Here is a 25,265-nt window from a genome sequence, read left to right as displayed (position 1 = left end):
CCAGAGCGGAGCTTGGGGCGGGTTGGTGGGCCGCCCGAAGGCTCCCTTCGCCGCGTCCGATGCGACGAAAGGAGCTTTCGGCCCGGCTCGGTGGTCGTCACCAGCCGAAGTTGCTCAGACCGGTGCCGTACTGGATCTGGTTGAATCCGGCCGTGTCGACCGTCTTGGTGTGGGTCAGCGTGATCGCCCCGGCCGGATCGACGGCCACCGAGGGCTGGACGGAGTAGCCGGCGTTGGCCACCGGCGTGGTCTGCCGGGTCGGCAGCCTGCCGGTGGTGGTGCCGTCCGCGTTGACGCCCCGCACGTACACGTGCCCGCCCGCCCGCCAGGTGATGACGGCGCGTCGCTGGCCGTCGATGCCGACCTCCGGGTCGGCCCCGTTCTCGCCGTACAGACTGGGGCCTCCGGCGCCCGCCGCGGTGTACGACCGGACCGCCACCTGGGGGTTGCCGGTGCGGTCGTTCTGCCAGCCGACGACGAAGTTGCCCGCGAAGTCGGCGGCGACGCTCGCGTCCCGCTGATCACCGGTGCCGCCGGGGGCGCGATATCCCAGTGACTCCGAGCCGTCCGGGGCGAACCCGCGGATGCGGATGGCGAACGAACCACCGCCGGTGTCCATTTCCCAGACCACGACCGCGTTCCCGTTCGAGCCCATCGCCACGTCGGGGTTCTGGCTGGGACCGGCGCCGGGGCTGATGATCTGTTCCCACTTCTTCGCGGTGATGGCCGAATAAAACGCCAGGCGCACCTGTTTCGGGGCGCCGTTCCAGGTTTCGAAGGCGATGGCGAAGCCGGTGCCGTTCGGGTCCGCGGCGATCCGGGGATTCTGCTGCTGGCCGGCCGCGTTCGCGTTGACCACGGCCGAGCCGGTCTCCCGGGCGGCGGCGTCGAACGTCTTCACCCTGATGTCGTAATAGCCGTTGCCGTCATGGTCGTCCGCGTAGGTGACGATGGTCGTGCCGTCGTCACGGACCGCGACGTCCGGCTGGATGTGCCTCCAGTTCGCCGCTCCGGTCCCGGTGACCGCGCGGGTGAACTTGGGCTGCCCGTTCTGGTAGAGCCGCAGGTAGACGTTGGTGCCGACGGTGTCGGCGGGATCGGTACCCAGCCGGTCGTCCTCCCACACCACCGCGGTCGTCGCGCCGTTGTTCGAGGTCGCGACCGCCGAGTCGGTCTGGTTGTCGCCGGAGACCGTGGCCGCGTCGGTCCAGTGGACGCCCAGCGCGACGTTCGCGATCCACGGCCGCACGTCGTCGACGCGGGTGTCGACGGCCCCGGTCCGGGTCTCGGTCGACGGTGTGCCGAAGCAACCGCCTTGCCAGGAGCGGCTGTTCACCGCGGCCACCTCGACACCGGAGGCGGTGGTCCGGAGCGCGGGGCCGCCGGTGTCGCCGGCGCAGACGGCGGCGCCGTTCCGCCCGGTGAGCGCGAGGTCCCCGCCGGTGACCGCGTCGACCGTGAAGGTGCCCACGTGCTGGTGCAGCGGTGCCCACTCGGTCGCGGTGCGGCCGTAGGCGGGGAGGGTCAGCTGCTCGCCGGCCGTCGGCGCGGTCGAGCTGACCGCGACCGGGGTGATCCCCGGGACGGACAGGTTGAGCTGGGCCATCATCAGGTCCCGCGACTCGTGCGGCACCAGCCGGAGCACGTTCCGCACCACCCCGGCGGTGGTCGTGAGATCGGGGCGGCCGATGGTCGCGGTGACGGGCTGGGGAGGCGCGCCCGACGGCGGGAGCCCCGTGCCGGGGGTGGCCGCGAAGCAGCTCGCGGCGGTGAGCACCCAGCCGGGCGCGACCAGCGCGCCACTGCAGGCGCGGGCGCCGTTGCCGATGTCCAGCCGCACGGCGAACGCGTGGTCGGCGTCGCCACCGACGACGGCCGCCGCGGGCGCGATCGTCACCGCGGTGGCGGCCAGTGCCAGGCCGGACACCAGGGCCAGTCTTCTGGTGGGTCTTCTCATGACTGATTTCCTCGCACGGTGGCCGGTCAACGGGAGACCTTGATTTCCAGGAGCAGGTATTCGCCGCCGGTGCCGTCGGGGTCGGTCTCGCCGACGCCCGCGAAGCTGTTCGGCGGCACCTTGTAGGTCTTCTTCGTCGCCCCGTCGTCGGGGGTCAGCACGACCTCGCTGGTGAAGTTCCCGGTGTTCACGCCGTAGACGGACGGCATTTCGACGGTCAGGTGACCGGTCTTCCCCGAGACGCGGAAGCAGACGTAACCGGAGCCGGGCTGGCCACGCCCGGCGATCCGGAGCAGATCCGGATCCGTCGTGTCGGCCGGGCAGGTGGCGAGCAGCACGATGTGGCCGTCACCGCGTTTGAGCAGAAACCCGCGCTCCGCCTGGATCTGCGCGGCCTGCGGGTAGTTGAAGTCCTCGATCGCGAGCGGTGGCGGAGTGTCGGCCCGCGGTGTCACGTCGGCACCGGCGGGAACGACGCCGATGGCGAAGCCGGCGAGAGCGGCGAGAGTGGCGGCCAGCGCCGCTCTCCACGGATGCTTCATACGGATCTCCTCTTGCGGTGGTTTTCCGGCGCTGATGTGCCGGTGGTCGGTCGATACGAGGCCGCCGCGCGTTCGAAGTCGGCGCGGGCCTGGCCGGACAGGCCGAGCCCGGTCGCGATGAGCCGGACCGTGTCGCGGCGGGGCCTGCTGACCCGGCCGTGTTCGAGGTCCCTGATCGCTCGCACGCTGACGGTGGAGCGGGCGGCGAGAAGCCGCTGGGTCGCGCCGAGGCTGCGCCGGTGGTTCCGCAGCAGATCGCCGAAGCGGGCCGGACGCTCATCCGCCGGGACGATCGGCTCCGGCGCCGGAGCGGCTTCGGCCACTCGCATGAGGTAGCCGGGAGGTCTGGTGACGATGGACGAGGGCAGCCCGATCCCGCCCAGGTTCGCCCGCAACGCCGACACGCAGAGCCGCACCTGGGTGCGCGCGGTGGCGGGCGGTTCGGTGCCCCAGACGGCGTCGATCAAGCGGTCGATGCCGACCACCCGGTTCGCGTTGAGCAGCAACACGTCCAGCACGATCGCCTGTCTGCCGGGCAGGGTGATGTGAACACTTCGGGTCACTGGCGTCCTCCCGCTTCGCTCAGCGACTCACGTCACCGATGCGCATATGGTCGGAAAGCGACCGGGGAGGGACAACCGGAAGTTTCACCGAAGAAGTGCCGGTTCGAGGCCCGCCCGGCCCGGGTGGGCGGAGCGGGCCCGGCGGCGCTATCCGCAGCAGATGTTGTAGCCGTGGTTCCGCCAGAACATCGACGGGCCCGGGTTGTCGAGCACCGGATCGCCGGTGCTGTCCGAGGCGCTCTCGTGCCTGCCCGGCCGGTACTCGACATGCGTGTGCGTGGCGGTGGCGCCGCGGTACTCCTCGGTGCCGATCTGCCGGCCGCGGTTCACGAATTCGCCGACCGCGAGCCCGTTCGACGGATTGAGATGCAGGTAGACGATGGTGAAATCCTGATCACGATTGTAGATCGCCAGCGTGGACAGACCGCCGCTGCCGTTGCTGCCCTCGGTCTTCCTGATCACGTAGCCCTGGGTCATCGAATGGACGGGAACGCCGAAGCCGCGCGCGAAGTCGATCCCCTCGTGCCTGCCCGACGTGCTCACGTAGCCGTCGAAATAGGAGGTGATACGTCCGGAATCACTGTGGTACAACCCGGTTTCCAGCCAGTCGTTCCCCACCAGGCCGAGCAGGTGCCCGGCGTTTTCGTTGTACGTCGAGGTCAAGTTCCCCTTGGCGCCGTGCGGGAACGAGTCGATCGGCCCGGTCCAGCCGTTCTTGAAGAACACGGTGACCACCGCGTCCCGCCGGTTCCACACGGAGGCCGCGTTGTCCCGCACGCACAGGCCTTTCCCCGAACCCGCGCCGAGGAAGTGATAGCAGTCGGAACCCGTGCCGTAGTTGCCGACCGACGCGTCGAAATCGCTGACCGACCCCTGCTGGTCGCTGTTGTAGTAAAGGCAGAACTCGCCGTCCTCGCAGACACCGTTCCGTGCCGTCGCGGCCTGCGCCGACGGGGTGACCAGGAGAGCGCTGCTCAACGCCAGTGCCACGCCGAACAGTACGACCATCACTCTTCTCAACGACGTTCCCTTTCTCCTTGAACGCGGCGAATCGATCTGTTCGCGACGCTACGGAGGTGGGAGACGGCCAGGGAAGTCATAAAGGGAAAACTGCCGCTCGGCGGCGGGCTCGGGTTCGCCGGTGCCCGAGGGCGGCCACACGACGGAGGCATGTCGCGAAAGCCACTTTCGGGACGTCTGATGTCCCGAAAGTGGCTTTCGCGACACGACCCGCGCGCCGCGGAGAGTCGAACGCTTATCCGTCCCGCCAGTGTCGCAGGGTCCCCATTTTGCATTCGCGGATACCGTCCCACGCGAAGAAGATCACCGTCTTGAACCCGGCGAATCCTTCGGGCCAATCGTTGTCGCACACTTTCGTGGTTCCGCCGCCGGCCTTCTCCGATAACGGCCTGGCCGCCGACCGTGTGGATTTCGGTGCGTTGGGTGACCCGAAATCCACACGGTCCTCTGACGCCGCACCGCTCTTCAGCCGGTGCGGCCGCCTGGACGACCACCGGGGCACCGAGGCCGCGATCCTCGAATCAGGTCGGCTGTACGTCTTCCTGCGTAACCGATCGCCCTCGCCTTGAAGGACTGACCCGGCCCGCCGTGCGCGAGGTTTCGCTCGCCGGGTTCCCGGTCGCCAGTGGACAGTCCTTTTCAGACACCTCTTTCCTTCGGCGATATCCGCCGTAGCGGTCGGGTAACGTCCGTTGCGCCGGTGGGAACGGTGTGGTCTGGTATCGGGACCCGCGGCCAGTGGAGCGGGTCCGAGTGAGTTCACGGTCGCGGCCGGTGAGGAGGCGGGGATGTCGTTCGTCTTGGCGCGGCTGCTGACCCGCTGGGTGCTGCAGCAGGGCTGGCTGCTTCCGATCGTCGTGGTCGTCTTCGTCTTCGCGACCAGCTGGCCGCTGATGACACTGGCCGAACCCGCGGGCAGCGAGCTCGTCCAGGCGGGGAACTACTGGTGGTACTTCGTGGTCACGGCCGCGACGGTCGGCTACGGGGACTTCTCGCCGGAGACCACGGCGGGGCATTTCGTCGGGGCGTACGTCATCATCGGCGGCATCGCGACCCTCACCACGGTGTTCACCAAGCTCGCTTCCAGGCTGGAACAGGCGAAGGGACGGCGGATGCAGGGGATGGAAGCCGTACGGGCGAGCGGGCACACGCTCCTGATCGGTTATACGCCGGGCCGCACCGAACGCGTCGTCGCCCAGCTCATCGCCGACGGCGTGACCGGACTCGTCCTGTGCGCGAGCGACGAAGTGCAGGTGCACCCCATGCCGTCGCAGCCGGTGGACTTCGTCCGTGGCGACCCGACCGCGGCCGAGGTACTCGCCAGGGCCGCCGTCGCCAAGGCGGGCACCATCCTGGTCGACATGAGCGACGACAACGAGGCCTTGGCCGTCGCGGTGACCGTGGACCACGCCAACCGGTCGGCGCATGTCGTGGTGACGTTGCGGGACATGGAGAAGTCCGAGCTGGTCCGCTACGTGGATCCGCGGATCAAATGCGTGCAGTGGCACACACCTCGGATGGTCACGGAAGAACTGACCTCCCCGGGAATCGCCGAGGTCTACTCCGAGCTGATGACGGCGGGCGGAGCGGCGACGTACTCGGTCACCTTGCCCGAGTCGCTGGGTCGGCTGAGCACCGAGAAATGCCGGATGGCGCTGGGGCGCGCCTTCGGTGCCACGGTGCTGGCCGCACGCACCGGCGACGACCTGGTGGTCAATCCTTCGTGGGACGGCGATCTCCCGGCCGGCTCGGTGCTCTACTACGTCAGCCCCCGGCGCCTCACCGACGTGGAAATCGAAACGACCCTGCGAGGCGACTGACCTCAGGGCGGATGGCAGTGGGGAAGACGCCGCGCTCCGGCCGGATACGGGACGGTGAGTCCTCCCGTACTCGCCGGAAATGGGGTTCCCTGTGCTTCGTCGAAAGATCGCGGCCGTCGCCGTGGCGGTGGCCACCGGGTTCGGCTTGACCGTGACGGCCGGTACCGCCTCGGCCGGCACGGTCACCCAGACCTGCTACGTCAACGGCACGGACATCGGCAGAACGGTGCAGGTGACGATCACCGCGCCGGCCACCGTGACCCGCGGGGTGCCGGTGCCCGTCTTCCTCAAGGTCCAGGACGTCGAGCCCCGGACGGGAAGCCCCCTGAAGGCACGAGCGGTCCGGGCCATCGCTTCCGTCACGCTGGGCGGAGCCGCCGGCGGAGAGATCAAGTTCGACCCGCTGATCAATCCGACGGAGATCCCGGTCGGTGGGTACTGGTACATCGAGGGCACCGAGCAGTTCACCTTCACGACTCCGGGCGTCGTCACGCTCGGCTTTCGCATGTTCGCCCAGCCGATCTACTACGGGTGCCACATGCCCAAGGATCAGGAGCTGCCGGTGGCCGAGACCGTGACGGTGAACTGACCGGCCAAGAAGATCATTCGTGGCCGGCGCGAGCGGCGTTCTGGAGCCGTTCGATGGTTTCGTCGATCCAGTCCACCCAGGTCTGGGCCATCATCTCGCCTGCCCGGCGGACCGAGTCCCAGACGAGGGGATCGAGTTCGCCGGCGCCGGTGAGGGCCGCGGCCGCCGAGATCCGGTCCGGCAGTTCGACGGCGAGCCGCTCGCGATCCTTGACGTGGAGGTCGCGCATGACCCGGAGCTGGGTCACGGTGTCCTCCAGCGGACGGGAGCCGGCGAAGAAGAAGCGGACCATGAAGGGCACGCGGACGGGGTCGAGCTCGGTGACCAGTTCGCCCAGCCAGGAATCGAACGCCGCCCGCCCGGCGTCGGTGACCGTGTACACGCGGCGGTCCGGCCTGCTCTGCTGTGGCTCCACTTCGGACACGACCAGCCCGCCGTCCTCGAGCTGGCTCAGCGTGCGGTAGATCTGGCTGAGCTGGGCGGGCCAGACGAAGTGGATACTGGCGCGGATCGCGGTGGCCAGGTCGTAGCCGGTCATCGGCTGCCGGAGCAGGAAACCGAGCAGGGCGAATCTGAGCATCGGGCTCCTTCCGGCGGGAGACCCGGAGAATAGCAATCGATCAACCCCGGTCGTCGTGCCGTGCGAACCAGGCGGCGAGGAGTTCGGTGACGTGCCCGGGGCGTTCGCGGTGCGGCCAGTGTCCCGTGTCGAGCCGATGCAGTTCGGACCGTTCGCACAGGGCGGCGCTCGCGTCGGCGAGATGTTCGCCGAGCGCGCCGTCCCGGCGTCCCCAGATGATCTGGGTCGGCACGGGCACCGTCAGGCCGGACTCGGCGCGGCGCGAGTGCCACATCGTCCGGAACATCGCGCGGTACCAGAAAAGCGGCCGTTGGATCGTGCCGGGATGACGCCAGACCGCGCGGTGCCGGTCGAGGTCGGCCTCGCTCAGCCGGGCGCCGTGTTCGAGCATCGCCGCGAGGACCGCGCCGCCACGCGCGCCGAGGACGGCCTCGGCCAGGCCGGGGATCTGGAACGCCAGCATGTACCAGCTCCGCAGCAGCTGGGTAGGTCTGCGCCGCAGCGAGTCGGCGAACACCTGTGGATGCGGGCAGTTGACGATGGTCAGCGAGCGGACCAGATCGGGCCGCTCGATCGCCACCGTCCACGCCACCGCCCCGCCCCAGTCGTGCCCGACCAGATGGACCGGCGCCGCGTCCTGCCGTTCGATGAGGAGCACGATGTCGTCGACCAGGCGGGGCATCTCGTAGTCGGCGACGGTGGCGGGTTTGGACGAAAGGCCGTAACCACGCTGGTCCGGCGCCAACGTCCGGTATCCCTGTTCGGCGAGCGCGGTCATCTGCGGCTCGAAGGTGAACCAGAGATCGGGCCAGCCGTGGAGGAACAGGGCGGCCGGACCGGCGTCGGGGCCGTCCGCCTCGACGTGCAGCAAGACGTCGTCGACGTCGACGAACCGTGGTCGGAACATGGGTCTCCTCGCTCGGGTTCAGGTGGCGCCGAGTACGGCGGCGACGGTCGCGGACAGGGGGCCGGGATCGCGGTCACGCAACGGCCGCAGCACGCGGCGCGCGATCCGCGGGGAACCGAGCGACGACAGCGGCCGGTGGAGATTGAGCACGTCGTCGAACGCCGCCGCCACCTCGGGATCCAGCGCCGCCGCTCGTTCCAGGCGGTTGCGATAGCCCTCACCGAGTCCGGCGGTCCACGGTGACCGGATTCCCTCGGTGCGGCAGCCGTAGCGGAGGTCCTCGCCGAGCGCGAGCCGCCATGCCCCGGCGGACGTGGCGGCGATGGCGCGGGCCGCCCGGCGTTCGAATCCCGCGCCGTCGTCGGTGGCGAGCACCCGGCCGAGGGTGGCCGCGGAGAGGGCGGCCACGCTCATTCCCTGGCCGTAAACGGGATTGGCCGCGCTGGCGGCGTCACCGAGAGCGAGGACGCCATCGGGCGATTCGCGGGCGCGGTCGTGGTGCCACCGGGTGTTGCCGCGGACGCGGAAGGTGCGGACCGGGCCCACCGGGGTCGACCTGCGAAGTGCCTCCGCGACCACCGGCGCCGTCAGCCGATCGGCGAAATCGCGCAACTCGCCCAGCTCCGCCGGAACCGGCCCGCGCCGGGCGATCGAGCCGAACGAGATGTGCAGCAGGCCGTGTTCGACGCGAAGCACGACGCCGCCGACGGAGGAGCCGGATCGGGCCTGGCCGCCGAGGATGGCCAGCCATTCGGGCTCGAAGGAAGGATCGGGCTCGGTGACCACGCTGACGTAACGGACGTCGGAGTGGACGATCGACCGTGGTGGTGGCCGGTAGCCGATCCGCTCGAGCCACTCCGGCAGCGGTGAGTTCCGGCCCGAGGCGTCGACGACGAGATCGGCGCCCAGATCCTCGCCGGGTGTCCGGATCCCGGTGACCCGGCGGCGGGACCGGTCGGTCAGCAGCCCGGTGGCCGGGGTCCGGTCCAGGACCGTGACGTTCGGCAGCGCCCGCACGCGGGCGCGGATGGCGTGTTCGAGCAGGATCCGGCTCGCCCCGAAACCCGCGTTCCACCAGGCCGGTATCCGGATGGTCGTCGCGCCGCGGACCAGGAAGAGCGAACGGTCTCCCAGTGCGGGATCGCCGGACCCCGGGGTGAGCGCGCCGCCGGCGGCCAGTTCCGCGGACAGACCGGGGAACAGCCCGGCCAGCACTCGCCTGCCGGACCCCAGCAGTCCGTGCGCGTGATGCGACTGCGGGACGAAGCGCCGATGCCCCGGCACGTCCGGGAGCGCGTCACGCTCGACCACGAGCACCTCGTCGTAGTGCTCGGACAGGACCCGTGCGGCCACGAGACCGGCGATCCCCGCGCCGAGCACCGCGGCCCGGCCAGAGCGTCGATATGACATCGTTCATATATAACTTGTTGAGTATGAGGCGTCAATCGCCGATGACCGGTGGAGCGTTTCGCGACGGGTTTCCGCCCCTTCTGCGGCAGCGAAACCTGGCACCACGAAGCGATCCGCTCGACCGATGCTGGTTCCGCGCGAGGCCCGGAGCGGACGCGCTCCGTCGAGACACTTATGTTTTCTTTACGGCCGGCGCCGTGATTCTTGGCGCTGGATCGTTAGTGTCCGCGTCGGTGTGCGGCCATCCCGGCGAGCCGGGGGCGCGATTCGGGGAGGGCACGGAATGACCGAGGTACCGGAGCAGGCTGTTCCGGAGCGGGTGGAAAGCCCGGTCCGGCAGGCGGCGCCGACGGGGAGGTTCGGCCGGTGGCTGATGGAGCACCGGGTCCAGCCGGTGGGGCCGGAAAGCCACGAGGAGCACACCACCCCGCAGTCGTGGTGGAAGGTCATGTGTCTCACCGGCGTGGACTACTTCTCCACGTTGTCGTATCTGCCCGGGATCGCCGCGCTGGCGGCGGGCGCGTTGTCGCCGCTGGCGACGTTGCTGATCGTGGCGCTGACGCTGCTGGGCATGCTGCCGATGTACCGGCGGGTGGCGAAGGAGAGCCCGCACGGTCAGGGTTCGGTCGCGATGCTGGAGAATCTGCTGCCGTTCTGGCGCGGCAAGCTCTTCGTCCTGGTACTGCTGGGTTTCGTCGCCACGTCGTGGATCATCACGATCACGCTGTCGTCGGCGGACGCCACCGTGCACGCGCTGGAGAACCCGATCGCCCCGTCGTTCCTGCACGGGCACGAGGTGCTGATCACGGTGATCCTGCTGCTGATCCTCGGCGGGGTGTTCCTGCTCGGGTTCAGTGAGGCGGTCGGGGTCGCGATCCCACTGGTCGCGATCTTCCTGCTCCTCAACGCCGTCGTCGTGGTCGCCGGGGTCGGCGAGGTGATCACGGATCCCGCCGCGTTCGACCGCTGGCTGGACGCGCTCACCTCCGGCGGAGGCGGGTTCGGCGGTGTCATCGGCCCGGCGATCCTGGCGTTTCCCTTGCTGGTGCTCGGTTTGTCGGGTTTCGAGACCGGTGTGAGCATGATGCCGCTGGTGGCGGCCAAGGGCGACAACGCCGAACGGAAGCTGGCGGACCGGATCCGCAACACCCGCAAACTGCTCACCGCCGCCGCGCTGATCATGTCGGTGTACCTGATCGCGACCAGCTTCGTCACCACGGTCCTGATCCCGCCCGACGCGTTCGAACCGGGTGGTGAGGCCAACGGCCGGGCGCTGGCGTACCTCGCGCACGAGTTGCTGGGCGATTGGGTCGGCACGGCGTACGACATCAGCAGCATCCTGATCCTGTGGTTCGCCGGGGCGTCGGCGATGGCCGGGCTGATCAACATCGTGCCGCGCTACCTGCCCGCCTACGGGATGGCGCCGGACTGGGCCCGCGCCGTCCGCCCGGTGGTGCTGGTCTACACCGCGATCTGCGTCCTGGTCACGATCATCTTCAACGCCGACGTCAACGCTCAGGCCGGGGCGTACGCCACCGGGATCCTCGCGATGATGGTGTCGGCGTCGGTCGCCGTGGCCATCTCCGCGGCGAAGAAGCGGCAGCGGAAGGCGGCGATCGCGTTCGCCGTGCTGACCCTGATCCTGATCTACGCCTTGGTGGAGAACGTCATCGAGAAACCCGACGGCCTCACCATCTCCGCGTTCTTCATTCTCGGGATCATCGTGGTGTCGCTGGTCTCGCGGGTCACCCGCACCACGGAACTGCGGGTGGACCACATCGAGTTCGACGAGCCCGCGCGCCGGTTCGTCACCGAGTCGATCGCGCACGACGGCGCGCTCACCATCATCGCGAACCGGCGCCAGGCCGGGGACGCCGACGAGTACCGGGCGAAGGAAGCCGAACAGCGCGGCCTGAACCCGGTACCGGGGGCCGCCGACGTCCTGTTCCTCGAAATCGACGTCATCGACCCGTCCGGCTTCAGTGACGTGCTGAAGGTCCGCGGTGTCGAGATCGAGGGATTCCGCGTGCTGCGCGTGGAAAGCCCGGCCGCGCCGAACGCCATCGCGGCCGTCCTGCTCGCGCTGCGCGACGCCACCGGTGTGCGGCCCCAATGCCATTTCGAGTGGAGCGAGGGCAATCCGCTCGGGCATCTGTTCCGCTACCTGATCCTCGGCCGCGGCGACACCGCGCCGGTCGTCCGCGAGATCATCCGCACCAGCGAACGCGATCCGGCGCTCCGGCCGGGAATCCACGTCGGCTGACCGGATTCCGGTGCGCTCGCCGTGCCCCGCCTGTGGTTTTCCGCTCTGGCGCAAAAGTGTCGTCACCCAGTGGGGAGAGACGGCAGGCTGGTCCCGTGCCCAGGGGAGGGCACACAGGGGAGGGGAACGATGATCCGGAAAGTGATGCTCGTCGGCGGCGCGATGATCTCGGCGCTGGTGCTGGGGACCTCGACCGCTGAGGCAGGGACCAACCACGTCGTCAAGCAAGGGTACGACTACGCGCAGTACGACTCCGGAGACGATTTCGCCGAGGTCTGCGACGAGGAGCAGGACGGTAACGGCGTCTACGGCGAATACCGGCAGAAGAACGGAATGCTGACTCTCCGCGACAGCAACGGTTCGAAGATCGGCTGTGGCCACGCCACGATCCCTGGCGTGACGTCGTTCCGCGTCTGCGAGGACGACGCGGGTGCGGACAGCTGCTCGTTGTGGCGGATCGTGCGCTGAGGGCTCAGCCCAGCAGCGCGGCGCCCACCGGCGTGAGGTTGTGCAGCACCACGGCACCGTGGCGACGGCTGGTGAGGAGCCCGGCGTCGCGGAGCACCGTGGTGTGCCGGGAGACCGCGGCCGCCGAAATGCCCAGCCGGTCGGCGAGTTCGCCGCTGGTGGGGCAGCCCGCGACCGCGTGCAGGACGGCGGCGCGGGTGCGGCCGAGCAGGGCGGCGAGGTGTTTCGGCAGCGGCGCGGGTTCGTGTTCGTGGGACACCGGGAAGACGAGGACCGGTGGCAGATCGTCGTCGGCGAGGGCGACCGGGGTGTCCCAGCAGAAGTAGGACGGGACGAGCCGGATGCCGCGTCCGCGAAGGTGGAGATCGCGGTCGATGGGGTAGCGCACGGTCAGGACCGGCGCCTCCCAGCGGAAGGCCGGGCGGAGCGACTCGAGCAGGCCGAGGGCGCCGCTTTCGCCGGCGAGACGTGACCGCACGGCCCGGTCGGTGTCGACCTGGGTACGCACCGTAGTCCACTGTGGAGCGACCAGGGTGTCGTGGGCGATCCGCACCGCCTCGGCGACCTGATCGAGCGCCGCACCCGCCGCCAGCCCGTGTGTCCAGCTGGGCAGCCGGCGATGCTGTGCCATCAGCCCGACTTCGCGTCCGAGGCGATCCGCCGGCGTCCCGCGGAGCGCCGCCAGCCCCGCCTTCAGCCCGTCCTCGGACTCGGCGGGGGTGAGGAAGTCCGGGAAGTACCGCGCCGGCGGCGCGATCGTCTGCAGGAAACGCACCGCCGTCCGGGTGTCGCGTTCCCGCAGTCCTTCCCGCACCCGGCGCCGCCAGCGCGCGAAGGCGGGAATGCCGTCGAGCGTGAGTTTCTGCATGGCCAGAACCGTTTCCCACAGCGGATCCGGTGCGGCCGCGACGCGGACACGGGCCAGGTCGCGGTCGGTGAAGTGAATACGAAGCATGACGCCTCCCCCTGGAGTCGTCATTCATTTATCACAACGGAGGGGACCATGAAGGGCTTTCTGAGCAGGAACCTGCGGCGGGTGGCGACGGCGGCCGCGGTGGCGTAGGCGGCGACCCTGGCGTTCACGGGCACCGCGTCGGCGGCGACGGGCGCGGCCACCGCGTCCGGGAGCGAGGTGTACGGATCGGCCAACTGGACCTGGACGTTCAGCGGGATGAAGAGCATCAACATGGCCGTGCGCGACACGAAATGCGATGGCAACCCGGTCTACGTGTTCTTCGAGGCCGACCTGGGCATGGGGACCATCGACCCGACGCCGTACCGCTGGAACCAGAGCGGATGTGGCACCACTGCCACCTGGAGCAACCTGAAGTACAACTCGGGCACCAAGCTGAGCAAGGTCCGCGTCGTAACCTGCGTGGACGACGCGGGCTGGGACACCTGCTATCGGAGCGGCTGGCAGCGAAACCCCGCGGCGTAGGCTCGTTCCGCCAGCAGCCGACCGAAGGACGACGATGCAGCAGCCAGCAGCCGACCCGTTCGTGGATTCACTCGAAACCGCGTACCGGCGGCTGATCGAGAGCGGGGCGGTCTCGCTCACCGTCGACCACGATGGCGCCGGGACGGTCGTCCGGGTCGAGCCGGCCGTCCCCGGCGCGCCGCGCCTGCTGCTGCGCTTGACCGGAAGCGCCGGGGAGCTGTTCCTCGACGATCTGGACGCCTTCGAAGTGGCTTCGCCGGAAGACGACGAAGAGTTCGCGGCGCTCATGCGAGCACTCGTCGAGGGGGAGGTCGAGCTGGTCTTCCGGAAGACCTTGCTCGGCTGGCGGACGGCGGGGGTCGAATGGCCTGGTGGCGAGTGGTCGTTCCCGGGCCTCTTTGGCTGGGCTTTTCGGTCACGTCGGGAGAAGGTGCGGGGATATTGCTGAGTCCGCCTTGGTGTCCACAGAGGACACTTCTCGTGGCTTGAGTTCGAGGTGGCGTGTTGCGAAAGCCACTTTCGCAACGTCGGGGGTTGGGAAAGTGGCTTTCGCAACGTCGGCTGGCTGGGTGGGGTCCGGTCGTGGTGCGCTGCTCGGGTGGTGTCGCGAAAGCCACTTTCACAACGTTGAGGGTTGGGAAAGTGGCTTTCGCAACGTCGGCTGGCTGGGTGGGGTCCGGTCGTGGTGCGCTGCTCGGGTGGTGTCGCGAAAGCCACTTTCGGGACGTCTGGTGTCGCGAAAGTGGCTTTCGCGACACGCGCGCCGGGGCCGCACTCCTCGGTCAGCCGCCCGGAAAGCCACAGGTGCAAGGAGATTAGTAGGTCACTCAGGCATCGTGATGGCGAACGGGGCCGAGACATCCTCATGGCTGATCATCAGCAGCGCGGTCCCGTGCAGCTTCGACGCGGCGGCGAGGACGTCCAGCAGCCGGGCGCGGTTGGCCGAGTCGAGAGCGGAGGTCACTTCGTCGCAGATCAGCACCGTGGGGTGGGCGAGGAGCGCGCGGGCCACGGCGCAGCGCTGGAGCTGGCCACCGGAGAGCAGCCCGGGCCGCCGGTCGGCCGCGTCGATTCCGAGAGAGCGCAGGGTTTCCGTCGCTTCGAGCCGGGCGTCCGCGCGGCTGAGCCCCCGAAGGAGGCGGGCGGTGTCGGCCACCTGGTCGAGCACGTCGCGGAATTCGTCGAAGGACGCGCGGCTGTCCTGGTGGACGTATTGGACCGCACGCAGCTGCGCGCGAGTGCGACGTCGGGCGAGGCGGGGGAGTGGGACGCCGTCGATTTCGATGGTGCCCGCGCTCGGTGGGGTCAACCCGGCGAGCGCGCGGGCGAGGGTCGTCTTGCCCGCGCCCGAGACGCCGGTGAGGGTGGTCCGGCTGCCCGCGGCCAGCTCCAGGTCGAAGTCCTCGATGACCGTCGTCCGCCCGGCGCGCACGGTGAGCCCGCGAACGACGAGCACCGGCGAAGACGGCGACGGGGGCGGCGGCCCGTCGAAGCGCACGGGTTCGGGGACCGTCGCGGAAGGGATCAAGCGGTGGTCGCGGAGTTCGGCGACGTCGCAGTCCAGTGCGCGGGCCAGCGTGAGGTCGTGGGTCAGGATCAGCAACGCCGTCCCGGCCCGGGAAAGCTCCGTGAGCCGGGCGGCGAGCACGGCCCTGTTCGCCGCGTCGAGACCACTGGTCGGTTCGTCGAGGACCAGCACCCGGGGCCGGTTCACGAGAGTGGTGGCCAGCGCCATCCGCTGCTGCTGCCCGCCGGACAGCTGGTGCGGGAACCGTCGCCACAGAGACTGTTCGAGCCCCGATTCCGCCAGCGCGGCGCGGGCCGCCGTCAACCGCGCGGCACGGCCGTGGTGGCGCAGGGCGGCGAGTTCGGCCAGCACCGGCCCGCAGCGGCGGACCGGGTCCAGTACCGCCGACGGCTGCTGCGGCAGGTGTCCGACGACGCCGGCCCTGGCCCGGCGCAGTTCGGAAGCGGTGCGGTTCAGCAGGGGCGACCCCGCCAGCGTCACCGACCCGGACAGCGTGATCCCCGGGCGGGCCTGCCCCGTCGCGGCCAGCCCCAGGGTGGTCTTCCCCGTGCCGGAAGCGCCGAGCACGACGAGGACCCGGCCCGGTTCGAGGGACAACGAGACGTCGTCGAGCAGCACGGTCTCCCCGGCACGGGCGGACAATCCGCTGATCTCCAGCACGGTCACGAGACCACCCGACGCGCGGCGAGCAGCCGGTCGGTGACGAGATTCGTGCCGACGCACAACGCCATCAGCAGCGCGGCCGGAATGAGGACCACCGCGGGCGCGGTGTAGAGCGCTTCGCTGTTGCGTTCGATGACCACGGCCCAGTCCGGCGAGTCGGCAGGCAGGCCGAGACCGAGGAAGTTCGCCGACGCCAGCAGGTAGAGCACCACGCCGAGGCGGGTGCCGGCGTCGGTCGCGACGGGTCCGGCGAGGTGCCGGGCGACGTACCCGAGCTGGATCCGCCACCACGGTCGTCCTTGCAGGGTCAGGGCTTCCACGGCGGTGCGGCAGCCGGGCGCCAAGGCCGCGGCCCGCACCACGCGGGTGATCGCGGGCAGCTGGAGGACGGCGACGACGGGAACGAGCACGCCGGGCCCGCGGTGACCGGTCGCGGCGAGCACCATGAGCACCAGCAGCGAAGGGAAGGCCAGCACGAGATCGAGGGACCGCATCACGGTTTCGTCGGCCAGCCGTCCGCGTCCGGCCGCGACCAGGCCGAGCGGGAACCCGATCAGGTAGGCGAGCCCGAGCGCGGCGGCCGTCATGCCGAGCACGGGGAACCCGCCCGCGAGGATCACCGTGAGCGCGTCGCGGCCGAGGACGTCGGTGCCGAGCGGATGGGCGCCGTCCGGTGCCTGCCACGGCGCCCCGACGGATTCCACGGGACCCGCGAGCACCGGCCCGGCCACCGCGAGCACCAGCGGGACCGCGAGGAGGGACCAGCCCAGCATCCGTTTCACCACGTGGCACGCTCCCGCTGCGGCGTGAGCCGATGCGCCACGAGGTCCGCGACGAGGTTCCCGAGCACGACCACCCCGGCGAACAGCAGCACGTAGCCCTGCACCTGCGGGATGTCCCGGTTCTGCACGGCTTCGACGAAACCCGTGCCGAGCCCGGTGATGGCGAACAGGGATTCGACGATCACCGTGCCGGTCAGCAGCCCTTCGACGGCCCTGGCCAGCTGCTGCACCGCGGGGGCCGCGGCGGCGGGCAGGAGATGCCGCAGCACCACGGTGCGTTCGGGCAGGCCGAGCAGGCGCAGGTGCCCGGCCACCTGGCCGCGGGTCTGCTCGGCGATCCCGATCCGGAGCTGCCTGGCGACGTCGCACAGCTGCCGGGCGACGAGCACGATCACCGGCAGCACGAGCACTTCCGGCCGCGCGGTCAGCTCCGTTCCGGCCGCGGTCGCGGGGAGCAGCCCGGTGTAGACGGCGAATCCGGCGACCAGCAGCAGGCCGAGGACGAATTCGGGGATCGCGTGCAGGAACAGCGTGACCGCGGTGAGCGCCCGGTCGGTCCGTGACCCTTCGCGCAGCCCGCAGGTCACCCCGACGCCCAGCGCGAGCGGGACGAGCACGACCAGGGTCACCCCGGCGAGCACGACGGTGGCGGCGAAGCGGCGGGCGATCTCGTCGGTCACCGGGGCACCGGTCACGAGCGACCGGCCGAGATCCCCGGTGACCAGCCCCGAAAACCAGTGCCCGAACCGGTCGAGGACCGGCTGGTCGAGGCCGAGCCGATGGCGCACGGTCGCCACCTGCTCGTCGGTGGCCTGCTCCCCGAGCACGACCGACGCCGCGTCGCCGGGGAGCAACGCGGTCACGGCGAACGTCGCGACCAGCACGAACATCGCCTGCAGTACGGCGAAACACAGCCGCCGGACGGGGTAACCCGGCACGTCAGGACAGCCGGGCCCGGTCGAACCTCGCCCAGTCGAAGGTGTTCGGCGGCGCGGTCACCAGCCCGGACACCCGCTTGGACACGCCGATCGTCCAGGTGCTGAACCCCCACGCGAGCAGCCCACCGGACGCGTGCGCGATCCGCTGGGCGTCACCGAACAGCGCCAGCCGGGCGCCCTCGTCCGCGGTGGCCGCGGCCCGGTCCATCAGGGCGTCGAACTCCGGCGAGGAGAAGCCGTTGACGTTGTTCGAACCGCCGGTGCGGAAGCGCTGGTTGAGGAACGTCGGCACCGGCAGGGTCGCCGTGCGGGTGAGCGCGGCGACCCCCTTGGTCTTGATCTCGCTGAAGTAGGTGCTCGACGCACGCGTGTTCGGCGTGACCTTCAGCCCGATTTCCCCCAGCTGCTGGGAGATCAGCGTGGCCGCGGTGGCGAAGCCCGGATCGACGTCGCTGGTTTCGACGGCGAGCGCCAGCCCTTCCGCGCCCGCCTCCCGGACGAGCGAGCGGGCCAGCTCCACATCGCGTACGCGCTGGGGGATGCCGGTGGCGTAGCCGCGGAGTCCTTTGCCGAACAGGTCGTTGCCGATCTCGCCGCGGCCGGCCAGCGCGACCCGGTTCAGTGCCTCTCTGTCCACTCCGGACAGTACGGCGCGCACCAGCCTCGGGTCGTCGAACGGCGGCCGCGTCACGCGCAGGATCATGCCCTGCATCGTCGTTCCCTTGGCTTCCAGCAGCGAGACGCGTGCGTCACCGGCCAGACGCGCGGCGGTTCCGGCCGCGAGATCGTGGGCGTAGTCGACCTGTCCCGACAGCAAGGCGTTGACGCGCGCGGCCTCCTCGGTGACCGGGACGAATTCCAGCTCGTCGATGGCCGGCGCACCGTCCCAATGGGACTCGTTCTTGCGGAACACGGCCGGGCCGCCGGGGGCGAACGAGACGAACCGGAACGGACCGGAACCGATCGGCGCGGTGAAGTCGGTCGTCCCGGCGGGCACGATCTCCGTGCCGGGAGCGCCCCAGCCCGACGGGAACTCGAAGTCGGGAGCGGTCAGGGCCAGCTCGACCTCGGTGGGGGAAACCGCTTTGCTGCGGCCGAAATCCACCTTCGCGAAGTACTGCCGTGACGAGGAGGCCAGCGCGGGATCGGCGATCCGCCGGAAGGTGTGGAGCACGTCGTCCGCCGTGACCGGACGGCCGTCGTGGAAGGCCGCGCGCCGCAGCCGGATCCGCCAGCGCGTACCCGATTCGTCACTCTCCCAGGACTCGGCGAGCCGCGGCCGCAACGAGGTGTCGGCGTTGTAGGCGACCAGCGTGTCGAACAGCGCCTTGGCCCGCGCCTGGTCCACGAAAAGGGACACCTGCGACGGGTCCAGGGTCTCCTTCGAGCCGCCCGCGGCGAACGCGACCCTCAACCGGCCCGTATCCGACGGCGCGGTCCCGCACGCGGCCAACGGCGTGAGAGCGGCCAGGGCGAGGAGCCGACGGCGGGTGAGCGGATGACGCGTCATAGGAACCTCCGGGACATCGAGCACTGTCCCGGGCGCGCGGCCGCACGTGAACGGGACCCCGCTCCGTACTCCACGACAGTTGGGGCTGGCGGTACCCGGCGGGCAGTCCGGCTCTCGGCACCGGGAGTCTTCCCAAGCCGATCACGGTTGCGGGTCAGCGCCGGATTCACACCGGCTTCCCCCGACGGGCACGTTCTTGCGTTGTGGCGCCCACGGTAGCCCATGACCGCCGTGTGCTACACAGGATCAAGATCACGAAGGGGGAGGCCGGTGGACGAGAAGCTCGCGGCGGACTGGGTGCGCCGGTGGGACATCCAGCAGGAACGCTACGTCGCCGACCGCGAAGAACGTTTCGCCGTGCTGATCGACGTCGTCGAGCACGTGTGCCGTGACGTCGCCGAGCCGTTGGTGCTGGACCTCGGCTGCGGCCCGGGATCGCTGGCCACGAGGCTGGCCGTGCGGCTGCCGCGCGCACGGATCGTCGGCGTCGACAACGACCCGTTCCTGCTCGCCCTCGCCAGGGCCACGCGGCCGCGGGAGGCCCGCGTGGAGTACCTCCAGGCGGACCTCGCCGAGAGCGGCTGGCTGAGCTGGGGGCCGGTCGACGCCGCGGTCTCGACGACGGCGTTGCACTGGCTGCGGCCCGAGCGTCTCGCCGAGGTCTACCGCGACCTCGCCGGCGCGCTGCGGGAGGGCGGGGCGCTCGTCAACGGCGACCACCTCTACGACGAACAACCGGCCATCCGCGAACTCGCCGGGGTGGTCAAGGACCGGCGGGCGGCCCGCGCCGGGGTCGGCGCCAACGAGGAATGGAAGGCCTGGTGGGCCGCGGTCGCCGCCGATCCCGCGCTGCGGGAGCGGTTCACGGCCGACGAATTGCGCGGCGTCTCGACCGGCTACGGCAACCGGTTGAGCCCGCGGGAACACACCAGGCTGCTCCGGGAAGCGGGCTTCGCCGAAGTGGCCCCGGTCTGGCAGTTCGGTGACGACTACGTCCTGGCCGGCTTGCGCTGACCCGGTCCGGCCGCTCAGGTGGCGGGCGGCCGGTGCTCCTGGACGCGGCGGGCGACGGCGAGCGCGACAGGCGCCGCGAGCCAGCACAGGTAGGCGGCGGTGTCGTTCGTCAGGAACGAGACGGGCACGGAGATCCCGAACACCGCGGCCAGGCAGACGCTGCGGGTCAGGCTTCGGGCGAACACCGGCGGCGGCGCGCCGGTCCCGTACAGCTGGCCGCGCCGGATCTCCCCGATGATCAGCGCGAACGACGCGGAGGCCAGGACCTGCACGATCGCGTACACGCTGAACCGGAGCGGAAAGGCACCCTCGGCGGTGATGACCCGCGTCGCGAACGGCATCATGACCTGCATGAACAGCCAGGTGAGAGTGAGGCTGATCAGGCGGCCGCTCAGTGAGCGGACGTGAGGGAAGATCTCGTGATGCGCGCGCCAGTGCGCGGAGATCACCACGAAGCTGAGCGCGAAGGCGACGTATTCCTTGCCATGGGCCGAGATCGAGCTCAGCATGGCGCCGGTGGTTTCGCCGTGGGGAACCGGGAGATCCAGCGCCAGCAAGGTGAGCGCGATCGCGATCACCGCGTCGACGAAGATGCTGAGCCGCTCGGCGGCGGCCTTTCCGATCGCGTGGCCGGTCTGGGTCGTCATGGTGAGGGCCTCAGACGGCGATTCGCGCGGTGAGGCGCCGCGATCGCAGGGCCAGGACGATCATGACCGCCGGGAGCAGGACGTCGGTGACGAGCACTCCGCCGGTGTTGCCGGGGGCGTGGTCGCCGTTGGCGAACCACTGGTGGACGTGGCCGATCGCGGCTCCCCAAAGGAACATCCCGCCGGCGACGCCGATGGTGAGCAGTTCGCGCGCGGAGGCCGAGGCGGCCCGGAAACCCAGGACGGCCAGTGCGAGGTTGGCGAAGGCGATCTCGAACATGAACGGCGTGCGGTCGAAGCCGATCGCCGTGGCCATGACGTCCGGGAAGGCGAGGAACGCGACCGTCATCCACAGGCTGCCGCAGCCGAAGGCGCCGATGGCCCACCAGCGCTGCCAGATTTCGAGCCGCTCGTGAGGTGACGTCGCGTGGCGGGCGCGCAGGAAGGCTCCGGCGGCGGGCACGACGACCCAGACCAGGGGGAAGGCGGATTGGGCGAAGTAGTTCATGCCTTCAGTCTTACCTAGTTAATATTAACTCGTCAACATTGATGTTAGGATGAGGTCGTGGACGACGGACTCGCGGACCTGCTGCACCGGGTGGTCATGCTGATGGGCGAAGCGACCCGTCGGCGCGCCGAAGACCCCGGCGGGTTGACCTACAGCCAGATACGGCTCTTGGGCACGCTCGAGGACATCGAGCCGGCGACGCAGCACCGGCTCGCTCAGGCGCTGTCGGTCTCCGACCCGGCGATCAGCCGGGCCTTGCGGCCGCTCGAAGCGGACGGTCTCGTGCGGATCACCGTCGACCCCGAACACGCGCGCCGCCGGCTGGTGCGGCTCACCGATCTCGGCCGGAAAGGTTTCCACGCCGCGGGAAAACCGCTTTACGACGAGTTACGCGAAGCGCTCGCCGCGGCAGGGTTCCCGTACGAGCGCTATCTCCAGGACACCCTGCGGCTGGCCGAAATCCTCGCGGCAGACTGAGCCCGTCTCCGGCGGCAGGGTTCCGAACAGGCTCGCGGGGATGACCCGGCGTGATGTCATCTTGGCCGGTTCTCGCATGGGGTCGTGAGTGGCGTTTCCGGTTGTCGACCGGTAGGGCGAAGGTGTCCCGTCAGCGGACCGGCACTCGGGGGTCGATCGAGGAGGTGATGGGAACTTTCCCCGCATCCCACGCGCGGAAAGTCCCCTTCGTCACAGGGGGTGGGGTCCTTGTGGGCGACGGAAAGATCGGGCACGTCGCGAAAGTGGCTTTCGCGACGTCAGGTATCCCGAAAGTGGCTTTCGCGACACCGAAGCCGGCATCCAGCAAGCGCTCGAACACGTCACCGTGCCTAGCGGTCGAACAACAGACTTACCGGACACGGCCTCAGCCCTACCGCGTTTTCTCCAGCACCATCGGGGTTTCCGCGGTCGGCACGACGCGTGCCTTCGGCTTCACCCGCGAAAGCATGACCGCGCACACGATCGCGAAGAGCAGCGGCACCGTGGCCGCCACGACGATGTCCCGCGTCGCCAGCGCCTGCCCGATGAGGACACCGGCGATCCCCGGCCCGACGATCGAACCGAGCCGCCCCAGCGCGGCCGCCCAGCCCACACCGGTGGTCCGGGGGCCGGGCGGATAGGTCGCCACCGCGAGGGCCAGCTGGCCGATCTGGGCCGACACCACGCCGACCCCCGCCCCGGCGAGGCACAGGAGCAACGCGGTGTCGCCGAGGGGCGCCTTCGCCGCGATGATCATGAACACCCCGCCGATGGCCGGCATCAGGATCATCGCGCGGGCGATCCCCAGCCGCCCGGCGAGCGGCAGCAACGCCAGGCCGCCGACGATGCCGCCGAGGGTGAGGAACGCGAGACCGAGCGGAGCCTTGGTCGGGGTGAAGCCGTAGCCGGTGAGCAAGGTGGGGATCCACGAGATCAGGACGTAGGAGGTGATGAACACGAGGAAGGAGAAGGCCCAGATCAGGGTGGTGGGCAGGCGCAGGCCGGGGTCGAAGAGCCTGCCGATCTTCGCGTCGCTCTTGTCTCCGGCGGTCGCCGCGACCGCGGCGCCCTCGGCGGGCAGCAGCCAGGCCAGCACCGCCGCGAAGAGCAGCGGAACGATCCCCGCGACGTAGAAGACGCCGTCGCTGCCCACGAGATTCAGCAGACGCCCACCGAGCAGCCCGCCCAGCCCGGCGCCCGCCCCGAGACCGAGGGCGACCGCGATCGAGACCTGCTCCCGGCGGTTCTCGGCACTGTGTTTCGTCGCGAGGCCGACGGCGGCGGGCACCACCACGCCGAGCCCGACACCGGTGATCAGGCGGGTCGCTGCGAGCAGCGCGCTCGACTCCAGCGGCAGGGTGACCGCCGTGGCGATGGTGGCCACCCCGAAGAGCACGACGGAACCGATCAACAGCCGCCGTCCCGGTACCCGCGCGCCGAGGTACCCCGCCGACAGATACCCGAACACGACGCCGATGTTGGTCAGCACGACGGCGAGGGTGAACGAGGCGGGCGTGACCGCCCATTCGGCCGCCATCGTGGGGATGGCCAGCGAAAGCGCCGCGGTGTCGAAGCCGTCCAGGAGAATCGCCAGGAAACAGAGGACGACGACCGTCCAGTGCACGGAGCCTGTGCGGGTGGCGCTCATGAAGTTCTCCTGTTCTGGCCGGGACGAAGGCGTCCTTCACCGCATCGGATACGGCGAACGGAGCATTCACGGCGAGTGTCCACTGTGGTCACTGCACGGTGACCTGTCGTCCAGGATAGGGAAAGCAGGCCCAGGACAGGCGAATCGACGGCGGAGAAGGCAGTCCAGGAGAACGCGCCGCCGGATCGGGCATCCGGCGAGTAGGTTCGCCTGGTGGGAGCTGGAATGGAATCGGTACGCCGCGTGGTGATCGTCGCCTTCGACGGCGCGCAGATACTCGATGTCGCCTGTCCCAGCGGCGCGTTGGAGATCGCGAACTCGCACGGCGCCGCGCCGCCCTACGCCGTCGAGCTGGCCACGGTGCACGGGCGGACCACGCGGAGTTCGTCGGGGATCCTGCTCGCCGGTGTCCGGCGGCTGGCCGAGGTGTCGGGGCGGATGGACACGATGCTCGTGGTCGGGGGCGCGGGAACGGAGGCGGCCGCCAGGGACGAGCGGCTGCTGACGCAGGTGCGGCGGCTGGCCGAACGAAGCCGGCGCGTCGCTTCGGTGTGCACGGGGACGTTCGTGCTGGCGGCCGCCGGGTTGCTCGACGACCGGCGGGTCACCACGCACTGGGGATACAGCGAACAGCTCGCCGCCACTTTTCCCGCCGTGACGGTGGATCCCGCCCCGCTCTACATCCGTGACGGGAACGTCATCACCTCGGCCGGGGTGATCAGCGCGCTGGATCTCACGCTCGCGCTGATCGAGGACGACCACGGCCCGACACTGGCCCGCGAAGTCGCCCGCGAACTGGTGACCTATCTGCATCGCCCGGCCGACCAGGCGCAGATCAGCACGTTCCTGGCCGCTCCGCCACCGGGCAACCGGGTCGTGCTGGATCTGCTGGGGTACATCGCCGCCCATCTCACCGAGGACCTGAGCCCGCCGGCGCTGGCGGCTCGGGCTGGGGTCACCACCCGGCACCTCGCCCGCCTGTTCACCGCCGAGCTGGGCAGTACCCCGGCCAGGACCGTGCGGACGGCGCGGACCGAAGCGGCGGCCCAGCTGGTGCGTTCCACCGCGTTGCCGCTCGCCGCGGTCGCCCGGCAATGCGGGTTCGCCTCGGCGGAAACCCTGCGCACGGCGTTCCGCCACCACTACGGGTTGTCCGGGGACAAGCTTCGCAGGATGCCGGACATGCCACGCCCGATCGGCACCTGACCGCACCAGGATTCGCGGCATGGACAAAGCGAAGACCACACGCAGGACGGTGCTGGCGGGTGCCGCGGCGGCCGCGGCGTTCGGCCTCGGCGCCGGCACGGCCCAGGCGGAGGGTGACGGGCCGAAGATCGGCATCCTGCTCTACGACGGCTTCAGCCTGCTGGATCCGACCGGACCGGCCGAGGTGCTGTCCCGGCTTCCCGGCGCCACGGTGACGATGATCGCCGAGCGCCGCGGCCCGGTGCGCACCGACACCCGGGACGTCGCGGTGGTGGCGGAACGTTCGGTGGCCGAGGTGAACCGCCTCGACGTGCTGCTGGTCCCGGGCGCGGGCAACCGCGGCACGGTCGCCGCCATGGAGAACCCGGTCCTGCTCGACTGGATCCGCCGCGTCCACCGCCACACGACCTGGACCACGTCGGTGTGCACGGGATCCTTGATCCTCGGCGCGGCGGGGCTGCTCCGCGACCGGGCCACCACGTACTGGGCCTCGGCGGCGTACCTGGAGAAGACCTTCGGAGTGCGTTACGTGGCCGAGCGGTACGTCCAGGTCGGCAAGGTCGTCACCGCTGCGGGAGTGTCCGCCGGGATCGACCTCGCGTTCCATCTCGCGTCCTTGCTGGCGGGCGAACGGATCGCCCGCGGTATCCAGCTCGCCGTCGAATACGACCCGCGGCCGCCGTTCGACTCGGGCGACGCCTCGAAGGCGAGCCCGGAACTCAAGGCGCTCGCCCTGGAACTGCTCGCCGGGTCACAGGAATAGCACGCGGCCGAACCCGATTGTGCT

At 70.2% G+C, this 25,265-nt stretch carries 26 protein-coding genes and 1 riboswitch; of the genes, 10 read left to right on the top strand and 16 right to left on the bottom strand.

What is annotated here, in order from left to right; all coding sequences use genetic code 11:
- Positions 1-97 precede the first annotated feature (97 nt).
- The 4 genes from ACOCEP_RS38595 to ACOCEP_RS38580 all read right to left on the bottom strand — a co-directional run bounded on the left by ACOCEP_RS38595 (position 98) and on the right by ACOCEP_RS38580 (position 4,070).
- Positions 98-1,957 (bottom strand): S1 family peptidase, encoded by a 1,860-nt coding sequence (locus tag ACOCEP_RS38595; protein ID WP_482334850.1) that lies wholly within the window; start codon positions 1,955-1,957, stop codon positions 98-100.
- Between the two features lie 26 nt (positions 1,958-1,983).
- Complete coding sequence (locus ACOCEP_RS38590) at positions 1,984-2,499, bottom strand: hypothetical protein (RefSeq protein ID WP_482334848.1); 516 nt, start codon at positions 2,497-2,499, stop codon at positions 1,984-1,986.
- Positions 2,496-3,062, bottom strand: coding sequence for a helix-turn-helix domain-containing protein (locus tag ACOCEP_RS38585; protein WP_482334846.1), 567 nt, complete (start codon positions 3,060-3,062; stop codon positions 2,496-2,498). Before ACOCEP_RS38585 ends, ACOCEP_RS38590 begins: the two co-directional genes overlap by 4 nt.
- 147 nt (positions 3,063-3,209) lie before the next feature.
- Positions 3,210-4,070, bottom strand: coding sequence for a peptidoglycan DD-metalloendopeptidase family protein (locus tag ACOCEP_RS38580; protein WP_482334844.1), 861 nt, complete (start codon positions 4,068-4,070; stop codon positions 3,210-3,212).
- A gap of 800 nt (positions 4,071-4,870) precedes the next feature.
- On the opposite strand from ACOCEP_RS38580, the gene ACOCEP_RS38575 reads away from it, so the two are divergent.
- Together ACOCEP_RS38575 and ACOCEP_RS38570 are read left to right on the top strand one after the other, a co-directional pair.
- Positions 4,871-5,902, top strand: a complete 1,032-nt coding sequence (locus tag ACOCEP_RS38575) for an ion channel (RefSeq protein ID WP_482334842.1) — start codon at positions 4,871-4,873, stop codon at positions 5,900-5,902.
- Positions 5,903-5,993: 91 nt separating this feature from the next.
- Positions 5,994-6,491 (top strand): hypothetical protein, encoded by a 498-nt coding sequence (locus tag ACOCEP_RS38570; RefSeq protein ID WP_482334840.1) that lies wholly within the window; start codon positions 5,994-5,996, stop codon positions 6,489-6,491.
- Between the two features lie 13 nt (positions 6,492-6,504).
- On the opposite strand, the gene ACOCEP_RS38565 is transcribed toward ACOCEP_RS38570, so the two are convergent.
- The 3 genes from ACOCEP_RS38565 to ACOCEP_RS38555 are packed head-to-tail and all read right to left on the bottom strand — an operon-like array spanning position 6,505 to position 9,388.
- The gene (locus ACOCEP_RS38565; RefSeq protein WP_482334838.1) at positions 6,505-7,071 is read right to left on the bottom strand and encodes a PadR family transcriptional regulator; all 567 of its coding nucleotides are present in this window, start codon (positions 7,069-7,071) and stop codon (positions 6,505-6,507) included.
- A gap of 40 nt (positions 7,072-7,111) precedes the next feature.
- Positions 7,112-7,978 carry an alpha/beta fold hydrolase gene (locus ACOCEP_RS38560; protein ID WP_482334837.1) on the bottom strand — a complete coding sequence of 289 codons (867 nt, stop codon included), beginning with the start codon at positions 7,976-7,978 and terminating at the stop codon, positions 7,112-7,114.
- Between the two features lie 18 nt (positions 7,979-7,996).
- A complete protein-coding gene (locus tag ACOCEP_RS38555) occupies positions 7,997-9,388 on the bottom strand; it encodes an FAD-dependent oxidoreductase (protein WP_482334835.1) in 1,392 nt (463 codons plus the stop codon).
- Positions 9,389-9,671: 283 nt separating this feature from the next.
- Here ACOCEP_RS38555 and ACOCEP_RS38550 point away from each other — a divergent pair, with 283 nt between their 5' ends.
- Both ACOCEP_RS38550 and ACOCEP_RS38545 read left to right on the top strand, forming a co-directional pair.
- On the top strand, positions 9,672-11,651 hold the full coding sequence (locus ACOCEP_RS38550) for an APC family permease (protein ID WP_482334833.1): 1,980 nt from the start codon (positions 9,672-9,674) through the stop codon (positions 11,649-11,651).
- 129 nt (positions 11,652-11,780) lie between these two features.
- Entirely contained in the window at positions 11,781-12,119 is a 339-nt protein-coding gene (locus ACOCEP_RS38545; protein ID WP_482334831.1) for a hypothetical protein, read from the top strand.
- 4 nt (positions 12,120-12,123) lie between these two features.
- On the opposite strand, the gene ACOCEP_RS38540 is transcribed toward ACOCEP_RS38545, so the two are convergent.
- Positions 12,124-13,074, bottom strand: coding sequence for an ArsR/SmtB family transcription factor (locus ACOCEP_RS38540; RefSeq protein ID WP_482334829.1), 951 nt, complete (start codon positions 13,072-13,074; stop codon positions 12,124-12,126).
- Between the two features lie 20 nt (positions 13,075-13,094).
- Entirely contained in the window at positions 13,095-13,307 is a 213-nt protein-coding gene (locus ACOCEP_RS38535; protein WP_482334828.1) for a hypothetical protein, read from the bottom strand.
- Between ACOCEP_RS38535 and ACOCEP_RS38530 the strand changes: the two genes are divergently transcribed.
- The gene (locus tag ACOCEP_RS38530; RefSeq protein ID WP_482334826.1) at positions 13,291-13,557 is read left to right on the top strand and encodes a hypothetical protein; all 267 of its coding nucleotides are present in this window, start codon (positions 13,291-13,293) and stop codon (positions 13,555-13,557) included. The two genes, ACOCEP_RS38535 and ACOCEP_RS38530, sit on opposite strands and share 17 nt — an antisense overlap.
- Positions 13,558-13,591: 34 nt before the next feature.
- The gene (locus ACOCEP_RS38525) at positions 13,592-14,005 is read left to right on the top strand and encodes a hypothetical protein (RefSeq protein WP_482334824.1); all 414 of its coding nucleotides are present in this window, start codon (positions 13,592-13,594) and stop codon (positions 14,003-14,005) included.
- A gap of 375 nt (positions 14,006-14,380) precedes the next feature.
- Here ACOCEP_RS38525 and ACOCEP_RS38520 read toward each other — a convergent pair whose 3' ends face one another.
- The 4 genes from ACOCEP_RS38520 to ACOCEP_RS38505 are packed head-to-tail and all read right to left on the bottom strand — an operon-like array spanning position 14,381 to position 18,978.
- Complete coding sequence (locus ACOCEP_RS38520) at positions 14,381-15,751, bottom strand: ABC transporter ATP-binding protein (protein ID WP_482334821.1); 1,371 nt, start codon at positions 15,749-15,751, stop codon at positions 14,381-14,383.
- The gene (locus ACOCEP_RS38515) at positions 15,748-16,533 is read right to left on the bottom strand and encodes an ABC transporter permease (protein ID WP_482334819.1); all 786 of its coding nucleotides are present in this window, start codon (positions 16,531-16,533) and stop codon (positions 15,748-15,750) included. Before ACOCEP_RS38515 ends, ACOCEP_RS38520 begins: the two co-directional genes overlap by 4 nt.
- Entirely contained in the window at positions 16,527-17,468 is a 942-nt protein-coding gene (locus tag ACOCEP_RS38510) for an ABC transporter permease (RefSeq protein ID WP_482334818.1), read from the bottom strand. Before ACOCEP_RS38510 ends, ACOCEP_RS38515 begins: the two co-directional genes overlap by 7 nt.
- Before the next feature lies 1 nt (position 17,469).
- Positions 17,470-18,978, bottom strand: coding sequence for an ABC transporter substrate-binding protein (locus ACOCEP_RS38505; protein ID WP_482334816.1), 1,509 nt, complete (start codon positions 18,976-18,978; stop codon positions 17,470-17,472).
- Positions 18,979-19,068: 90 nt separating this feature from the next.
- Positions 19,069-19,159, bottom strand: a riboswitch (cobalamin riboswitch).
- Between the two features lie 89 nt (positions 19,160-19,248).
- On the opposite strand from ACOCEP_RS38505, the gene ACOCEP_RS38500 reads away from it, so the two are divergent.
- A complete protein-coding gene (locus ACOCEP_RS38500) occupies positions 19,249-19,992 on the top strand; it encodes a class I SAM-dependent methyltransferase (RefSeq protein WP_482334814.1) in 744 nt (247 codons plus the stop codon).
- Between the two features lie 14 nt (positions 19,993-20,006).
- Here ACOCEP_RS38500 and ACOCEP_RS38495 read toward each other — a convergent pair whose 3' ends face one another.
- Positions 20,007-20,639: a TMEM175 family protein gene (locus tag ACOCEP_RS38495; RefSeq protein ID WP_482334812.1), complete on the bottom strand. Its 633-nt coding sequence runs from the start codon at positions 20,637-20,639 to the stop codon at positions 20,007-20,009.
- Positions 20,640-20,649: 10 nt separating this feature from the next.
- Complete coding sequence (locus ACOCEP_RS38490) at positions 20,650-21,147, bottom strand: DUF6790 family protein (protein WP_482334811.1); 498 nt, start codon at positions 21,145-21,147, stop codon at positions 20,650-20,652.
- A 57-nt stretch (positions 21,148-21,204) separates the two neighbouring features.
- Between ACOCEP_RS38490 and ACOCEP_RS38485 the strand changes: the two genes are divergently transcribed.
- Positions 21,205-21,624, top strand: a complete 420-nt coding sequence (locus ACOCEP_RS38485) for a MarR family winged helix-turn-helix transcriptional regulator (RefSeq protein WP_482334809.1) — start codon at positions 21,205-21,207, stop codon at positions 21,622-21,624.
- Between the two features lie 391 nt (positions 21,625-22,015).
- On the opposite strand, the gene ACOCEP_RS38480 is transcribed toward ACOCEP_RS38485, so the two are convergent.
- The gene (locus tag ACOCEP_RS38480) at positions 22,016-23,272 is read right to left on the bottom strand and encodes an MFS transporter (protein WP_482334807.1); all 1,257 of its coding nucleotides are present in this window, start codon (positions 23,270-23,272) and stop codon (positions 22,016-22,018) included.
- Positions 23,273-23,497: 225 nt separating this feature from the next.
- Here ACOCEP_RS38480 and ACOCEP_RS38475 point away from each other — a divergent pair, with 225 nt between their 5' ends.
- Complete coding sequence (locus ACOCEP_RS38475; protein WP_482334805.1) at positions 23,498-24,478, top strand: GlxA family transcriptional regulator; 981 nt, start codon at positions 23,498-23,500, stop codon at positions 24,476-24,478.
- A gap of 19 nt (positions 24,479-24,497) precedes the next feature.
- Entirely contained in the window at positions 24,498-25,241 is a 744-nt protein-coding gene (locus ACOCEP_RS38470) for a DJ-1/PfpI family protein (protein WP_482334803.1), read from the top strand.
- Positions 25,242-25,265 lie beyond the last annotated feature (24 nt).

It is taken from the genome of Amycolatopsis sp. CA-211722 (genome assembly GCF_056828465.1).
Note: the sequence above shows the minus strand (reverse complement) of the source record. Positions and strands in the feature narration are given on the sequence as shown.